Source organism: Phytoamicus setariae (assembly GCF_016722925.1).
GTDB classification, from domain to species: domain Bacteria; phylum Pseudomonadota; class Alphaproteobacteria; order Rhizobiales; family Rhizobiaceae; genus Rhizobium_E; species Rhizobium_E setariae.
Genome location: NZ_JAEQNC010000024.1, coordinates 26,492 through 41,404, shown reverse-complemented (window position 1 = coordinate 41,404; position 14,913 = coordinate 26,492). Strand labels below are relative to the sequence as shown.

Genomic DNA, 14,913 nt, shown 5'->3' with positions numbered 1-14,913 from the left:
GGCCGGCGTTTCATATTCGACGTGCGCCGTCGAAATGGTGATGCCGCGTGCCTTTTCTTCCGGAGCGGCGTCGATCTGGTCATACGCCTTGAACTCGCCGAAATACTTGGTGATCGCGGCCGTCAGCGACGTCTTGCCGTGGTCGACGTGACCGATCGTGCCAATGTTGACGTGCGGCTTGTTCCGCTCAAACTTGCTCTTTGCCATTGTGACTACTACCTCAAGATCAAAGGACGGGCTTTGCCGGCGCGTTGCGCTGCCGGTTTGCGCAGCCGTTTAGAGCTTTCGCCCGGGATGCGCAAGAGAAATTGTTTGAAAAACGGTAAACGCCATAGGGTAGAGCAGTTTCCCGTCATCTGAACGCGCCCCCGAAATCGCAGCCGCAGCGGTAAAAGAGGGTTTCCTAATTTATAGACAAGCGGTTATTACCATTATTTAAGAACTTTCTTGAGGATCTTGCACATGGCTTTCGGAGGTTGCGATCGCTGCGAGTGTTGCCTTGCCCGGCAGATTGACGGCGCGGCTTGTCCTCACGTCAGCGAGATTGGCCGCATGATTCCTGTTTGCCGCGGCAGGACTGCCCGGCGCGCCGTTTGGGGTCGCGATGCCCCCCCACAAAGAACTGCTCGAATCGATGGAGGCTGCATGTTTGACGAAATCATAAGTCAAATATAGGGTTCATGACTTAGACTGGCAGAGCCAGCATTCTCCTCCTTTTTACTTTGCTGCAGAGGCGTTTCAGCTACAGAATGCAACCGAGGGATTGACTAACGCAATCTTCTGTCGGTGAATTGCATAAATGACCGGATGGCGGCGCCGGACAACGGGGGGAATTGCAGCTAGGGCTTCCAAAGCGTTCCAATTTGCTGGAAGTTCCAGTTGCTTGAGAGCATGATGTTTCCGGCGGGAGTTCCTTCTCCGGTGGGGACTTCCGGGAGCAGGTCCGGGTAGTGAGTGTTGGTTCGAGCGGCATATGTATCCGATACTTCCAAGGCGACGATGGCAAGCTGTTGATCTTGAAGGTTCCGGGTCAAAGCATCAGGGGGCGAATGATTTGTCTGAAGAAGCATTTAAAGCTACGTCTGATTTGCCGGAGGAACAACCGCAGATCCAGAAGGGAAATCCACTCCGGGGAATAGCGTTTTCCGTACTCATCATAACGGCGCTGCTGTTCGCGCTTTCCGTTTTCATGGAGCGCAGGACGCCGATCACGTCGCAGGCGACCATACAGGCCTATGTCGTTGGCATTGCGCCGGAAGTGAACGGCCGGGTTGTCGACGTACCCGTGAGTGACAACAGCAGGGTGAAAGCGGGCCAGGTGCTCTTTCGTATCGATCCCGAACAATTCGAGATAGCCGTGCGGGAAGCCGAATCCCGTCTTGGGCGCGTTGGACAGGAGATCGGCGTTTCGACAGCCAATGTCGATGCTGCACAAGCGAGGCTGGTAGAGGCCAACGCCACGCTGGACAATACCCGTGAACAGGCGAACCGTTCCGCGGAACTGCTCAAGAAAGGCGCGGTTACGGCCCAGAGAGCTGAATTAGACGCAACCCGCCTCAAAGAGATGCAAGCAACCGTGCTCGCCGCCGAAGCCGACCTGCGACGCGCGCGCGAAGAGCTAGGTCCCGCTGGCAATGACAATCCGCAGATACAGGAAGCCCTTGCAGCGCTCGGCCGCGCCCAACTGGACGTCATCCGTTCGACCGTCAAGGCGCCATCTGACGGTGTTGTGACTAACCTCCAGTTGTCGATCGGCAGTTTTGCTACCGCCGGCAAGAATGCGATCACTTTCATCGACACCCAAACCCTGTGGATCACTGCAGCATTCAAGGAAAACAGCCTCGAGAACGTCGCCCCCGGCAACAAGGCCGAAATCTTGTTCGACGCGCTTCCGGGCAAGTTGTACCCGGCTACGGTAGAAAGTGTCGGCTTGGGGGTCGCGCAAGGCAGCGTCGACCCAGAGACCGGACTGCCGAAAGTTTCAAACGAGAACGGCTGGATTCGGACACCGCAGAGTTTCCCCGTGCGCCTTATCCTGCAAGGTGAGCGGCCGAAGGGCGTTCGCTATGGAGCGCAGGCTCATGTGGTCATTTACACCGGTGAGCATCCGGTGACGAATCTGGTGGGCCAAGTCTGGATGAACGTTCTAAAGTATCTGACCTATCTCAACTAGACCGGACTGATATAGCGGGGCAAAATGACCAAATCGGCTTCCGGCGAGAAGATTGCAGGATATGCTTGGAATTCCGATGAAGGTCGGAAGGGCCTCCGGGCTGCTTTTGCTGCTGCCCTTGGCTTTACCGTAGCCGTTGCGGTGGGCTCCATCCTGCCATTTCTCGGGCCTTTGTTTGCCGCGCAGTTCCTCCTGTCGAGCAACCGCCCGATGCCGCTTGCGACGGCTATCGGAATGATCGTTCTGATTGTCGGGCTGGGTACATCGCTGGAATATCTTGTGGCGATTGCCGGTCAACGCCCGTTGGTGATCATGCCGTTGCTCGGCGGGCTGTATTTCTGCTGCTTTTACATTCAAGCGTCAGGAAAAGGCGGCACAGTGGCGTTGCTTGCCCTTATGGTCGGGGTCATGGTGCCGCTTTTCGGCATCCTGAACCGCGACCTTGGCGAGTCCATCCTGTCACTGTTGCTCAAGGGCGTGATAACAGGCCTGTTGCTGATGTGGCTTGCACATGCGCTATTGCCGGCGCGGGCGGAAAAAGATGTCACACCTGTTCCGTCGCCGAAATCACCTCGCCCCGTCGCTCATGCGCTGGCAAACACCACAATTCTACTGCTTGTCGTGCTGCTCTGCCTGACGAACGATCGGTTTTCCACCGCGATGGTGATCCCGCTCACCGTCGCATCGCTGCTGATGCAACTCGATGTCGCCGCAAGCGGAAAGGCTGCGACCGGCTTGATGCTTGTCAACTTTCTCGGCGGACTGGCCGCCTGCATCGCCTTCAGCTTCCTGGAAATGCGGCCGACACTGCCGTTTTTGTTTCTCACGGTGCTGACTGCCGGCCTCACGTTTGGAGGCCACGCCGCAAGGAACATTCCCGCGGCAAAAGTATTTGCCGGGGCGTTCACCATCTTCCTGCTGATATTGGGCATAGCCATTTCACCGATACCGGGGACAGCTGGGGAAACTTTTTCCACCCGGATATTCAGCATTGTGCTGGCAATCCTGATCGTACTTACACTGGCCCCGATCTTATGGCCAAGACATCGTCCGGAAGCGATGGCAGCCGAAGAGGATGCCGAGCATCCGGAGCTATCGAATTCATGACGTGAAAGTTACCCAAAACCAGGGTGCGTTTACCCAGATCTTGCCTACCAGTAACAGAGATCGCCACTTTCGCGGCGACCTCAATCTCTTACAGCGGCATCCACCTGCTTTTTTGGGTCAGCGCGCGCCCCAGGTGTCGGTCAACCGGTAGCCCTCGGGCCAGGGGTCGGACGGGTCGAGCATGTGCTGGTGTGTCCCGGTAATCCAGGCTCGGCCGGAGATTTCCGGCAGGATCGCCGGGCGGTCACCGACTGCAGTCGTACCAAGGATGCGACCCGAAAACGTCGAGCCGATCAACGATACTGCGGTTAGCCGGTCTTCCATGTTCATCTGTCCGCGCGCGTGCAGCACTGCCATACGGGCCGAAAGCGCTGTACCCGTCGGCGAACGGTCGACCTTGCCAGGCTGGATTGCAACTGCCGCACCTGCGCGCAAACCTTCGGCGGTACGCTCGACAGGACCAGCGAACAGGCAGAAGGAGAAATGCTTCCAGTCTGGATTTTCCGGATGGTGGAATCCCAGCGCAGCGTTAGCTGCATTGGTGATCCGAACGCCGAGACGCGCGATATCATGCGCCTCGTCCGGCTTCAGGCTGAAACCCATCGCGGCGGCATCGACAATCACGAAGCTGTCGCCGCCATAGGCGGTATCGACAGTCAAAGTCCCCAACCCCTCCACTTCGAGCTTCGCATCCAGCCGTTCGGCAAAGCTCGGCAGGTTCTGTACGAAGATCCGCTCGGCTTTGCCGTTGCGGCATTCGGCCCGCACGCGAACGAGACCGCCAGGGGCCTCAAGTGTAATTTCGGTTACCGGCTCCGTCATCGGCAGAATGCCACTGTCCAGCAGCACGGTGGAGACGCAAATCGAGTTCGATCCCGACATCGGCGGCGTATCTTCCGGCTCCATGATGATGAAGGCAGCATCGGCGTCCGGGTGCTTGGGTGGCACCAGCAGGTTGACATGGCGGAAGACCCCGCCGCGCGGCTCGTTCAAGACGAAATTGCGCAGGGTATTGTCCTTGGCGATCCAGCGGCTCTGTTCCCAGATCGTTTCTCCGGGTGGCGGCTTCACACCGCCGACGATGACGTCGCCGACCTCGCCTTCCGCATGCGCGGAAATCACATGAATGGTCTTGGTACTACGCATAGAAAGTTCCTCACGAAAGCCAGTCTGGGAGGCGAACCGGAACCCGGCCGGTCAACGCCGCAGTGACGCAGTCGGCAAGGTTGCCGAAGCGGACGGCACGGCCGGATAGGCCGGGACCGTAGTGGGCGTATTTGCCCGAATTTGTCATCAAGGCGCGGGTTTTTGTCGGAAACACCGGCTCGGAGATCGAGCACCAGCAGAGGTCTGGCAGCACTTGGACGCCGCATTCCTGCAACAGGGCCAAGGTGCCCTCGCCTTTTGCATCGGCAATAACCTGTTGCCCGGCAGTGACGATTACAGCGACATCCGGATGGCGCCGGCGTCCGGCCAAAGCACTCGCCAATCCGCGACACTCGGCCAACGAAGCGTGGGGGCTGCCGATCGCGACCAGTTCCACGTCCTCGGGCCCTTCGTTCAACACGGTCCATGCCGCGGCCATGTCTGAGCGGGAAATGGTCGCGTGGTCGGCAGTCTCGCCGATCGCGCCATCGGCCTCCGTGGTCACCCCTTCAATATGCAACATCGGCGCGGCAGAAGTGGTGCCGAAGGCCGCACAGAGCGCCTTGAGGTCGTCACGCGACGGCTGCGCCGAAGCAAGCCCGCGCAGAAGCGGAATACAGTCGGGCGCCGCACGTCCTGCGAGATAGCCTATCAGCGGCCAGAAGGCATCGTCCACACCCTCAGGCAGTTCCACGTCAATGACACGGCGCGCTTTGCGATGCTTGTCGAGATAGACTCCGGACAGCGGCGCACGTGCGGTCAGCGCGATGCAGAGATCCAGAAAATCGGGGTGCTTGGCCGTCCGCGCTCCGAGCACGGTATTGGCGAAAATCACTGCATTGGATTCCGCCCATGCGATGGATTCGCCCGCCGTGGGCGCAGTGTCGAGCAGATAGGGTGAGCAGGTAAAGGTCGGGCGGCATCCCATGCGGACATAGGCGTCGGCCAGACGCGCGGCCGGGTTGCCGAACGAGGCCGGCACGCCCTGTGCCTGCCAATTGGCGCGGTCCACGGAGATGGCGTTCATCGTCGCGGGCACACGGACGCGTGCTCCCATCTCGGCCATTTTCTCAGCAAAGGTCAGGTTCGCGGGGCTCGCATAGATACAGCCGTCGATATGCGCCTGTGTCACATCCACGAGTCCCAACGCGCCCTGTTGAGCAGCCATCGCGCAGATGATGCGCATGGCCTGCTGCACTGCGACGCCCTCGCGTCCGTCCAGCATGGCGCGGTCGGCCTCGGTGAGCTGGAGCGCGGTGGTGGCAGGCGGTGTGACAGGAATCGTCAAGCCCTCGGCCTCGATCGCTGTCTCGCTGATGCGAGCCGCCGTCGCACGCGACAGCGCCGCGAAAGCCTCCGGCGCCAGGCGCAGCACAGGCAAAGGCTTGTCGAACATTTCAGCCGCAATCAGCGCGCCAAGGGTCAGCACGTCTTCGGCTTCGGAAAACACCAGCGCCGCCGGCGCACGCCCCGTCAGCACGAGATCCAGAAGCACGCCCGAACCGGTGCAGGATCCGCGGCTCGACGGCATCAGCAGGATGCCGCCGGTAAGACAGACCCCATGTAGCGGATGGTGCACGTCAATCACGCATCCGGTGGCGGGATCGACCCCGCCCCAGAAGCTCAGGGCTTCCCGGGCGGCAATGATGGGACCATTGGCCGTGCCGCCAAGGATACTGCGAGCGGGCGCTAGGTGGCTCATTTCACAACAAAGCCATGCGCGAAGGGATCGCGGTCATCAATGAAGATCGTGTTGTAGCCGGTCATCCGCGCCCATCCTGCGATCGAAGGGATGATCGCGTCGCGATCGGCGACCTTCGTCGCTGCTTCGACGCGGCCCTTGAACAACGAGCCAATGATTGATTCATGCACAAACTCGTCGCCCACCTTCAGCTTGCCCTTGGCGGCTAACTGGGCCATGCGTGCAGACGTCCCGGTTCCGCAGGGCGAGCGGTCGATGGCTTTTTCGCCATAGAACACCGCATTGCGGGCGTGCGCCTCTGCTTGCGTGGGTTTACCCGTCCACTGGATGTGGCTGAGGCCACGGATTTCCGGATGCTCGGGATGGACAAACTCGTACTTGGCGTTCAGTGCGGCGCGAAGCTTCGGGCTCCAACCCACCAGTTCACCAGCAGTATGGTCGGCCATGTCGCGGAAATTCTTCTGCGGCTCGACGATGGCGTAGAAATTGCCGCCATAGGCAACGTCAACCACGATTTCTCCGAGACCTTCGACCTCGGCCGTCAGCCCTTCCGCATAGAGGAAGCCCGGAACGTTGGTCAGGCGGACTTCCTCGACGAAACGGCCCTCCTGACGGTAGGTGATGTCCACCTTGCCCGCAGGAGCGTCGATCGACAGCTTGCCGGGTTCGCGCGGGTTGATAAGTCCGTTTTCGATCGCCATCGTGATCGTGCCGATGGTCCCGTGTCCGCACATCGGCAAGCAGCCGGATGTCTCGATGAACAGCACCGCCACGTCACAGTCGGGCCGTGTCGGGGGATAGAGGATCGAGCCCGACATCATGTCATGCCCGCGCGGTTCGAACATGAGACCGGTGCGGATCCAGTCGAACTCCCGCAGGAAATGCGCCCGCTTTTCCAGCATGTTGTTGCCTTCGAGAAGCGGGCCGCCGCCCGAAACGAGGCGAACGGGGTTCCCGCAGGTGTGTCCGTCGATGCAGGAGAAGGTATGATTGGCCATGGTCGAAACCTTTGTCAGAATCTTTGAGGCGAGAAAGAAGCGATGTCGATGGCGGGGGTCTGGCCGGTCAAGAGATCGGCGACGATCCGGGCCGTGCCCGCCGATTGGGTCAGGCCGAGATGGCCGTGACCGAAAGCGTAAACCACCCGTGGAGTGGCGCGCGCGCGGCCGATGGCCGGCAGGCTGTCGGGCAGCGAGGGGCGGAAGCCCATCCACTGCACCCCGCCCTGGGATTTCAGCCCCGGCAGGAAGGCCTGCGCCTTCTGCAGCATGGCCTCCGACCGGCGGAAGTTCGGCGGCAATTTGAGCCCACCAAGTTCCACCGCCCCGCCGACGCGAATTCCGGTCGACAGGCGGGTGATGACGAAGCCGTGGCCGCCGAAGGTGACCTGCGTGCGCAGATCGAAAGCATCGGACGGAAGTGTCGTATTATAACCCCGTTCGGTCTCCAGCGGAATGCTCTCGCCGATGGTCCGGGAGATCTGGTGCGAAAATGCGCCTGCAGACAGTACAACCTGCGCGGCGCGGCGCACTTTGCCCTCAGCCGTCACGACGTCGACGCCACCCTCGACGGGACGCAATGCCGTCACTTCAGCGCGATCGATCTCGCCACCTGTGGCCTGGAATCGTTCCGCCAGGGCCAGAGTGTAGAGTTTCGGATCAGCGATGGAGAACCAGCCGGGGGTAAAGGTACCATGCGTGAAGCGCGGTGCGAGTCCGGGCTGAATTGCAGCCATGCCGGCGGCATCCAGGTGACGGAACTCGATCCCGTGCATCTCCCGCACCTTCCAGCCTGCGAGCGAGGCCTTGAACTCTGCCTCGCCTTCATAGACCTGAAGGTTGCCTTCCTTGCGCAGCATTGAAGCCGTTCCAGTTCGTTGCAGGAAGGGTTCCAGCTCCGCCTTCGATAGATCCATCAGTGCGGTTTGCGCCGACGTCGAGGCGGCAACGCGACCGGGCGAGCAGGCCCGCCAGAAACGGAGCATCCAGGGCGCGATCTGCAGCGCATAGGCGGGCGGCACCGACAGCGGCCCGAGCGGGTCGAGCAGCCACTTCGGCGCCTTTCTCAGGATACCCGGCGAAGCAAGCGGCTGAATATCGGTGAAGGCGAAAGCACCGGCATTGCCCGCCGATGCACCAGCGGCCGGACCTTCTCGGTCCAGCACCGTAACGGAAAGTCCCCGTGCCTGTAGGGCCAATGCCGCGGAAAGTCCCACGACACCGGCACCGATGACGATGACATCGGGCTGCGTCTTGTTCTGCATCATGGCCTCAATGCGTTGCCGAGAGGAACTTTTTCGTCTCGGCGTGCTGCGGCGCGTCGAACAGTTGCTCCGGCGGAGCAATCTCTGCCATGACACCTTGATGGAAGAACGCCACGCGGTCAGACACTTCACGCGCGAACTTCATCTCATGCGTCACGCAGATCATCGTCATGCCCTCGGAAGCCAGCATCCGCAGGGTGTCGAGCACTTCGCCGACCAACATCGGGTCCAGCGCCGAAGTCACCTCGTCGAACAGCATGTATTCCGGCTGCATGGCAAGCGCCCGGGCAATCGCCATGCGCTGTTGCTGGCCACCCGACATCCGGTTCGGATAGACTGACAGTTTCTCGCTGAGACCAACATGGGTCAGTTGCTTCACTGCAATCTCCTCGGCCTTTTCCTTCGACATGCCAAGCACCTTGCGCGGCGCAAGCATGACGTTTTCCACCACGGTCAGGTGCGGAAAAGCGTTCCACTGCTGAAACACGATGCCAACTTTGGTGCGCAGTTTGTTGAGGTCGGTGGCTTTCGCATGAACCTCGGTGCCATCGATCTTGATCCGACCGGAATCAATGGGCTCAAGCCCGTTGATACAAGTCAGCAGCGTCGATTTGCCGGAGCCGGAGCCGCCGATAATGGTGACCACCTCGCCCTTTTTCACGGTGAGGTCGATTCCTTTTAGAACCTGCAATGCACCGAAGGATTTATGGACGTTTTCAATCTCAATCATTGGGGGACCACCGTTTTTCGAGATACCCGCCAAGCCGGGCGACGGGGAAGCTGATGAGGAAGTAGACGGTACCGCAGATCAACAGGATGAACAGCGGCTCCTGCAGTCGGGTAACAAGGATCTGCGAGGCGCGCAGAAGCTCGATCAGGCCGAGCCAGAGCACGAGCGCGGAATCCTTCATGACGCCAAGCGTCAATCCGATCCAGGTCGGAAGCGACACGCGGGTGGCCAGAGGCGCTACGATATAGCGCATGTCCTGCCACCAGGTCATGCCGAGCGAGCGAGCCGCACGGCGGGTGGTCGGCGGCACCGAAGAAATGCCGCCACGCACGATCTCGGTGCAGTAAGCCGCCGTGTAGAGGGACAGCACCACGCAGGAGGTGGTAAAGGGGGCCCAGCCCAGCTTCAAGATGGACTGGAGGGCATTGCCGAGCACCAACTGGATCAACAGCGGTACCGAGCGGAACACGTCGAGCACGAAAGTCAGCGGCAGGGTCCAGTAGGACGGGAACTGGAATCGGATGACGCCGAAGAGTATCCCGAGGACAGTGCCGGCGGCCACAGAAACGGCAGTGACCGCAAGCGTCATCCCCGCGCCATGCGCAAGGAAAGCAAGATCGCTCCAGCTGAGGGCGGTATTGAACATCTCTCACCTCTCTCAGTAGCGGAACATACGCGAGGCGAGTGCCCGCGCTGCCAGCGTGACGGCTTTGGCGATGAGATAGTATATCACAGCGGCCAAAGCGAAGAATTCAAAGGTGCGGAAAGAGCGCGCATTCAGCTCCTGCGTAACACCGGCGAGGTCGGTATTCATGCCGACGGTGACACCCAGCGAAGTCATCAGGATCGCCCAGACCATCTGATTGATTATCGGCAGGAAGGCCACGCGCAACATCTGCGGAAGGACGATCAGCCGGAAAGCTTGCAGGGAGGTCATGCCGAGCGAACGGCCGGCCCGGGCCTGGGTGTCGGGGATGGCCTTGAGTGCGCCGCGGAAGTTCTCGGCCAGATAGCCAGCATTGTTGAAGGCAATACCGATCAGCAGCGAGGTGAACGGGCTCAGGTGAATGCCGAAATTGCCGAGGCCGAAATGGGCCATGTAGATCTGGAAGAGCGCTGGCGTGTTTCGCGCGACCTCGACCCAGGCTGTGGCGAAACCGCCGAGGATGCGGTTGCCTGACAGCCGAAACAAGGTCAAGGCCATGGCGCAAGCCAGTCCGATGGCCATGGATAGCAGCGCAATCTGCAGCGTGACCAGCGCTCCATCGAGCATCTGCGGCAGCGCCTTCAGTGCCTGGTTCCAGTGGAAGGTGTAGTTGAACATTGCCGTTTCACCTATCGGAAGGGGGACCAACGGCGCGAGAGGTTGTCTCGCGCCGTCAGGGAAACGGTTACATTAGCGGTAAACGCCGTTCACCGACAGAGCCGGCAGCTCGCCGCCAACCCATTTCTCGTAGAGTTCAGCATAACGGCCGGTGCGGACCTGCTGATTGATGAACAGGTTAAGGTAGTTGATGAAGCCGTATTCTTCGCGGTTGGTGAAGAGGGCCACATAGTCGATGTCAAACGGCGCCTTGCCGACGACCGAGACGCCGGGGAACTTGCCGGTCTTCACATTGGCCTGAGCAACGGTCGAGGTGGAGACGGTGGCATCGATCTGCCCCTGGCTCAGCGCCAGGAACACGTCAGCCTGCGTCTGATAAGGACGGAACTCGCCCGCACCCCATTCCTTGACCTGCTTTTCCAGCGCGATGGCTTCGAAGGTTCCGGCGGTGGCGCCCACGACCTTGCCCTTCATGTCTTCGAAAGTCTTGATACCCGTCTTGTCATTGGAAGTGACCGCCATTTCGAAGGCGAAGTACGGAATCGTCATGCCGACGGTCTTGGCGCGCTCAAGCGTGTCGGAGGTCGACGCGACGCCCACATCCACGCGACCCGACATCAGCGCGGGAATACGCTCGGGGAACGGGGTTTCCACAATCTCGGCAGTGACACCGAGTGACTTGGCCAGATCGTTGCAGTAATCCACGTCGAAGCCGACCGGATTGTTGTTCGCATCACGCGAGCCCATGGGCGGGAAGTCGAGCACCACGGCGCAACGCAGCGTGCCCGAGGAGATGACATCATCCAGCTTATCGGCGTAAGCCGTGCTGGTCAGTGCGGTGGCGGCAACGAGGCCGAATACGAATACCGAGGTTTTCATTTGTCTCTCTCCCAAAATTGGTCTTTCGTTTCACGACGGCATCACTATTCCGCTTTGGAAAGCACAAATCAACAGAAAAATACAAACAGTATACAAAAGGTATATAACAAAAAGGAATTATTCCTCCGTGGGAGGGCCTTACCCTGTGGAAAGCCCTCCCCAAATTAGCCGATAGAGAGATCAGCCGAGGAAATCCTCAGGCAGAAGACCTTCCGGCATGTTCTGATATGCCACGGGACGAAGGAAACGTCGAATCGACATCGTGCCGACGCTCGTTGCGCCGAAATTGGTCGAGGCCGGGTACGGCCCGCCATGCACCATTGAATCCACCACCTCAACGCCGGTTGGGAAGCCGTTAACAAGCACCCGGCCCGCCTTGCGTTCCAGCACCGGACGCAAGCGGCGTGCGGCTTCCAGATCGGCCGCGTCCATATGGATAGTCGCGGTCAGCTGACCCTCGAACCCGCGCGCGAGTTGCTCCATTTCGTCAAGCGAACCCACCCGGACCACGAGTCCGAGCGGCCCGAAGACTTCTTCGCCCAGCGCATGGTCGGAAAGGAACTGTGCACCTGTCGTTTCGAACAGGTTCGGGCTGGCAGCCCGACCAGAGGATTCAGTGACCAGCAGCGGCTTGAGTGTGTTGCGGGTGGCAAAGCGCGCCTGCCCAGCCTGATAGGCCTTGGCAATGCCATCCGTCAGCATTGTCTGCGGCGCCACCTTGCCCAGGGCCTCGACCGTGGCTGCGGTAAAGCGGTCGGCGGCTTCGCCTTCTACCACGACGGCGATGCCGGGATTGGTGCAGAACTGCCCCGCGCCCATGACGAGCGAACCGGCCCATCCCTGCCCCAGCGCCACGGAGCGCGCCTCAAGGGCCTCAGGCAACAGGAACATCGGATTGACCGAGCCAAGTTCACCGAAGAACGGGATCGGCTCCGGCCGAGCGGCACAAAGATCGAAGAGTGCACGGCCTCCGGCAAGCGATCCGGTAAAGCCAACTGCTTTGATGCGTGGATGCTGCACCAGTGCATGGCCGACCTCGCGATTGCCACCCTGGATCAGCGAGAAGACTCCCGGATGAACGCCGGTCTTGCGGATGGCGGCCTCAATGGCCTGCGCCACGATCTCGCCGGTGCCGGGATGAGCAGAATGCCCTTTCACCACCACCGGGCAGCCGGCAGCCAGTGCCGCCGCAGTGTCGCCACCCGCCGTCGAGAACGCGAGTGGGAAATTCGAGGCGCCGAAGACTGCCACGGGGCCAATCGGCCGCTGAATGAGCCGGATCTCCGGCCGGGCAGCCGGCTGGCGATCTGGCAGCGCGGCGTCAAAACGGCGATCGAGGTGTTCACCCTTCTCTATATGGTCGGCAAAGAGCCGCAGCTGGCCGGTCGTGCGGCCTCGCTCGCCCTGAAGCCGCGCCTCCGGCAGGCCGGTTTCCTGACTGCCGATTTCAGTAATCGCCTCTGCCCGGGATTCGATCTCATCGGCGATGGCACGCAGGAATGCGGCGCGCTCCGCGCGGGACGTATTGCCATAGCTCCAGGAGGCGTCCTCGGCGGCTTCACAGGCGCGCGCCACCAGATTCACGGTTCCGACAGCGAATTGATGCACAGGACCGTGCGCTGGGGCGGAAGCGAATGTTCCTGCCCCTTCGAGCCACTCGCCCGCGACGAGGTGTTTTCCATTGGGGATGAAGGCCATTTGACTTTCCTTTCTCTCGAACCCGGGGCGCACTTCGGTCAGAATAGACCCACGGGTGATTTGCACTCTTCGTATTTTTGTATACTCTATGTATGCAAAACATCAACCACCTTGGCCATTCGGCCAGGATGAGACGTGAGAGAATTTACAATGACACAAACCACGACCCTGACAATCACCGCGCTGCAGGAACGCGTTGAGGCAATTTTCCTCAAGGGCGGGCTGAACGCTGTTCAGGCCGGTGCCATTTCGCGGGTGATCGTGGCCGGTGAACGTGATGCCTGCAAATCGCATGGCATCTACCGAATTGAGGGCGCCCTGCGCACGGTGAAGGCTGGCAAGGTCAATCCGGATGCCGTGCCGGAACTTCTGCCGCAGGAAAACTCGGCCATCGTCAAGGTGAATGCCAAGGGCGGCTTCGCCAATCCGGCCTTCGAGCTCGGCCTTCCTGTGCTGGCGGATCGCGCCCGGTCCTGCGGCCTCGCCGCGCTGGTGATCAACGACTGCACCCATTTCTCGGCACTCTGGCCGGAGGTAGAAGGCGTCACGGACCAGGGCCTCGCCGCGCTGGTGATGTGTCCGAGCTACTCGACCGTTGCGCCCGCTGGCGGCAACAAGCCGCTGCTAGGCACCAATCCCTTCGCCTTCGGCTGGCCGCGCACTGGCAACCCGCCTTACGTCTTCGACTTCGCAACTTCCGTCGCTGCCCGAGGCGAAATCGAACTGCATCGCCGCGCCGGCAAACAGTTGCCAGAAGGCTGGGCGATCGACGCGGAAGGCAATCCGACGACCGATCCGGACGCTGCGCTCGCCGGGGCCATGCTGCCGTTCGGCAGTCATAAGGGTTCGGCCATCGGCACCATGATCGAACTGCTGGCGGGCATCATGATCGGCGACCTGACCAGCCCTGAAGTGCTTGACTATCTCGGCACCACGACGCTGGCGCCTTTCCACGGCGAACTCATTATCGCCTTTTCGCCGGAAGCTTTCGCCGCCGGACGGCCGGGCAATCCGTTCGCACGCGCCGAGGTGCTGTTCGAGGCAATCGTCGGCCAGGGTGCGCGCCTGCCCTCGCAACGCCGCTTTGTCGCCCGTCGCAAATCGGAAACGGAAGGCGTCACTCTGACAGCCGCAGAGATTGAACAGCTCGACCGTCTTCTCGCGCTCGGACTGGACGCGGTCGCCTGACGGATCCAATCCGACTTGCCGTGGCGAAGTGTTCGCCGCGGCCCTCAGCCCTTTTGCAAAGCGAGATGGGCACCAAGGCCGATCAGGATCGTTCCGCCCGCCTTGCGCACCAGTCTTTGCACCCCGCCAGACTGTTTCAGCCGTGAAAGGATTAGATCCGCGAGTAGCACTGAGACAACATCGGCCAAGGTGAAGATGAGGTTCACCACCGTTCCCAGAATAGCAAGTTGTACCCAGATCGGCAGACCGGCGCCGTCCTTCGCGAACTGCGGCAGGAAGGCGAGGAAGAAAATCGCCGTTTTGGGATTGAGGACTTCTACGGTGACGCTTTGCAGGAAAGCCCGCCGCCGATCCTTCGGCGCGTTGCCCACTGCGCTTTCCAAGCTTACATCCTTAGAACGGAAGAGCGAGAAACCAAGCCAGACGAGGTAGGCTGCGCCAGCGAACTTGACGACGGTATAGGCGACCGGCACGGCATGGAACAGCGCCGAAAGACCGGCAGCTGCCGCGATGATATGCGCATAGGCACCGAGATGGATGCCGAGGACGGCCATCAGGCCTGCTGAGCGACCGCCAGCCATCGTCCTGGCTGCGGCGTAGAGCATGGCGGGACCCGGAATGAAGGCGAAGATCGCCGTAGTGATGGCGAAGGCAAGCAGCACATTCAGGGAGGCCATCTCGATTTCTCTCGTTCCGGTTTACC

General features: G+C 60.8%; 14 protein-coding genes. 3 read left to right on the top strand and 11 right to left on the bottom strand.

All coding sequences use genetic code 11. The annotated features are described in order from the left end of the window. Nucleotides 1–207 (bottom strand): GTP-binding protein (locus JJB09_RS25885; protein ID WP_246748990.1); only part of this gene is annotated, 207 nt, incomplete at its 3' end. Nucleotides 208–1,054: 847 nt separating this feature from the next. On the opposite strand from JJB09_RS25885, the gene JJB09_RS25880 reads away from it, so the two are divergent. Together JJB09_RS25880 and JJB09_RS25875 are read left to right on the top strand one after the other, a co-directional pair. Continuing rightward, entirely contained in the window at nucleotides 1,055–2,173 is a 1,119-nt protein-coding gene (locus JJB09_RS25880) for an HlyD family secretion protein (RefSeq protein ID WP_425523771.1), read from the top strand. 24 nt (nucleotides 2,174–2,197) lie between these two features. After that, nucleotides 2,198–3,280, top strand: coding sequence for a DUF2955 domain-containing protein (locus JJB09_RS25875; protein WP_201663985.1), 1,083 nt, complete (start codon nucleotides 2,198–2,200; stop codon nucleotides 3,278–3,280). 117 nt (nucleotides 3,281–3,397) lie between these two features. Here JJB09_RS25875 and JJB09_RS25870 read toward each other — a convergent pair whose 3' ends face one another. From JJB09_RS25870 to JJB09_RS25830, 9 genes are all read right to left on the bottom strand, one after another. Continuing rightward, a complete protein-coding gene (locus JJB09_RS25870; RefSeq protein WP_201663984.1) occupies nucleotides 3,398–4,426 on the bottom strand; it encodes a trans-3-hydroxy-L-proline dehydratase in 1,029 nt (342 codons plus the stop codon). Between the two features lie 10 nt (nucleotides 4,427–4,436). Further along, nucleotides 4,437–6,128 (bottom strand): cis-3-hydroxy-L-proline dehydratase, encoded by a 1,692-nt coding sequence (lhpI, locus tag JJB09_RS25865; RefSeq protein ID WP_201663983.1) that lies wholly within the window; start codon nucleotides 6,126–6,128, stop codon nucleotides 4,437–4,439. After that, nucleotides 6,125–7,126: a 4-hydroxyproline epimerase gene (locus tag JJB09_RS25860; RefSeq protein WP_201663982.1), complete on the bottom strand. Its 1,002-nt coding sequence runs from the start codon at nucleotides 7,124–7,126 to the stop codon at nucleotides 6,125–6,127. Before JJB09_RS25860 ends, lhpI begins: the two co-directional genes overlap by 4 nt. A 14-nt stretch (nucleotides 7,127–7,140) precedes the next feature. Beyond that, nucleotides 7,141–8,391: an NAD(P)/FAD-dependent oxidoreductase gene (locus JJB09_RS25855; protein ID WP_201663981.1), complete on the bottom strand. Its 1,251-nt coding sequence runs from the start codon at nucleotides 8,389–8,391 to the stop codon at nucleotides 7,141–7,143. 7 nt (nucleotides 8,392–8,398) lie between these two features. Further along, nucleotides 8,399–9,121: an amino acid ABC transporter ATP-binding protein gene (locus JJB09_RS25850; RefSeq protein WP_201663980.1), complete on the bottom strand. Its 723-nt coding sequence runs from the start codon at nucleotides 9,119–9,121 to the stop codon at nucleotides 8,399–8,401. Next, on the bottom strand, nucleotides 9,114–9,767 hold the full coding sequence (locus JJB09_RS25845) for an amino acid ABC transporter permease (protein WP_201663979.1): 654 nt from the start codon (nucleotides 9,765–9,767) through the stop codon (nucleotides 9,114–9,116). Before JJB09_RS25845 ends, JJB09_RS25850 begins: the two co-directional genes overlap by 8 nt. Nucleotides 9,768–9,779: 12 nt before the next feature. Beyond that, a complete protein-coding gene (locus tag JJB09_RS25840) occupies nucleotides 9,780–10,445 on the bottom strand; it encodes an amino acid ABC transporter permease (RefSeq protein WP_201663978.1) in 666 nt (221 codons plus the stop codon). Nucleotides 10,446–10,517: 72 nt separating this feature from the next. Next, nucleotides 10,518–11,324 carry an ABC transporter substrate-binding protein gene (locus JJB09_RS25835; protein WP_201663977.1) on the bottom strand — a complete coding sequence of 269 codons (807 nt, stop codon included), beginning with the start codon at nucleotides 11,322–11,324 and terminating at the stop codon, nucleotides 10,518–10,520. 180 nt (nucleotides 11,325–11,504) lie between these two features. Further along, complete coding sequence (locus JJB09_RS25830) at nucleotides 11,505–13,022, bottom strand: aldehyde dehydrogenase (NADP(+)) (protein ID WP_201663976.1); 1,518 nt, start codon at nucleotides 13,020–13,022, stop codon at nucleotides 11,505–11,507. Nucleotides 13,023–13,172: 150 nt separating this feature from the next. On the opposite strand from JJB09_RS25830, the gene JJB09_RS25825 reads away from it, so the two are divergent. Further along, nucleotides 13,173–14,210 (top strand): Ldh family oxidoreductase, encoded by a 1,038-nt coding sequence (locus JJB09_RS25825; protein ID WP_201663975.1) that lies wholly within the window; start codon nucleotides 13,173–13,175, stop codon nucleotides 14,208–14,210. Nucleotides 14,211–14,254: 44 nt separating this feature from the next. Here JJB09_RS25825 and JJB09_RS25820 read toward each other — a convergent pair whose 3' ends face one another. After that, nucleotides 14,255–14,887 (bottom strand): LysE family translocator, encoded by a 633-nt coding sequence (locus JJB09_RS25820; protein ID WP_201663974.1) that lies wholly within the window; start codon nucleotides 14,885–14,887, stop codon nucleotides 14,255–14,257. Between the last annotated feature and the right edge of the window lie 26 nt (nucleotides 14,888–14,913).